This window comes from Lysinibacillus sp. (genome assembly GCF_032093475.1).
Lineage (GTDB): Bacteria > Bacillota > Bacilli > Bacillales_A > Planococcaceae > Lysinibacillus > Lysinibacillus irui.
Genome location: NZ_DAMDAY010000223.1, coordinates 1 through 1582, shown reverse-complemented (window position 1 = coordinate 1582; position 1582 = coordinate 1). Strand labels below are relative to the sequence as shown.

Genomic DNA, 1582 nt, shown 5'->3' with positions numbered 1-1582 from the left:
AAAGGAGAAATTTTATGAATACTTTTATGTGGAATACACCTGAAAAACTACGTGCCCTACTTTGTGAAATTGTTGGCTGGGAAAGTCGAACACTAACAAAGGGCGAAAATGAATTTGCCTATAAATTAAAAGATAAATTGTTAACGCTTCCATATTATAAAAATCATCCTGAGTATATTGAATTACATGATGCCGGTTTAGGAAGAAATGCTGTAACAGCCTTATATAAGCATCCAGCGGCAACGGAAACAGTCGTGTTGATTAGCCACTTTGATACTGTGCATACGGAGGAATATGGAGAGCTAGAGCCATTAGCTTTTTATCCAGAGGAATTAACTAAAAAGTTAATGGAACCGAAATATAAAAAAGATTTGCCAGAGGCAGCTCGAATTGATTTGGAGTCTGGTAATTATTTATTTGGCCGCGGCACAATGGATATGAAAATGGGTCTGGCGTTACATATGCAGTTGATTGAAAAAGCTAGCTTTGAGCAATGGCCGATCAATCTATTATTGACAGCTGTGCCGGATGAGGAAGTGAACTCTGCAGGTATGCGAGCAGCGGTAGTAGAGCTTGTAAGACTACGAGAACAACATGGTTTAACGTATAAATTATTTTTAAATAGTGAACCGTCCTTCTCACAAGGACCATCTGATACGAATGAATATATTTATTCAGGGACCATTGGTAAGATCATGCCCGCTGCCCTGTTTTATGGGAAAGAAACCCATGTTGGTGAGCCATTAAAAGGCATGACTGCTAACTTTATTGCTTCCTATATGACACAGCATATGGAGTGGAACCCACTTTTCCGTGAAAGTGATTTAGGTGAAAGTACACCACTACCCGTCTCGTTACAATTAAAAGATTTAAAAATGGAATATTCTACACAAACGCCCTACCGTGCGGCAGCCCTATACAATGTCTTTTTGCTAAAACGTACAGCTGCAGAAGTGATGGCTATTTTTGAACAGGTTGCATTAGAAGCTATGGCTGCTTGTAATGACCACTATGAGCAAATTTGTACACGAGAAAATGTACAGGGCGTAGGCAAGGTAAAGGTTTTACGTTACGAAGCTCTATTGGAACATGCCATCGAAAAATTAGGTGCTGAAGAAGTACAAGCAATTAAACAGCAAGTTCTACAGCATAGTGAATGGGATGATCGTGAAAAATCCATTCGCATCGTAGACCAGCTCATGATTCGCTGTCAGGAATTAGCACCAGCGACGGTTCTGTTATATGCACCACCATACTACCCTGCCATTAATTCATCCAATCATCCACTAGTAAAACAGTCGATTGAATTAATGAAAAAGACAGCCCAAACATTTGGCGTTGAAGTAGAACAAATTCATTATTTTAACGGGATTTGTGATTTAAGCTATGTAAACTATTCAGATGCATCCAATGAGTGGCTAGCCTTTGAACGAAATACACCTGTCTGGGGCGAAACATATAGCATTCCATTTAAAGAAATGACAGCCCTCCAAGGCCCTGTCTTAAATGTCGGTCCATTTGGCAAAGATGCACACCAAAAAACAGAACGATTACATGTAGATAGTGCTTTTAAAGAAATGCC

1 protein-coding gene is annotated in these 1582 nt (G+C 39.5%); it reads left to right on the top strand.

Features of this window, described 5'->3' with window-relative positions; genetic code table 11:
* Positions 1 to 14 precede the first annotated feature (14 nt).
* Positions 15 to 1582: M20/M25/M40 family metallo-hydrolase (locus RT445_RS23635; protein ID WP_313471768.1), on the top strand; the 1568-nt coding region annotated here is incomplete at its 3' end.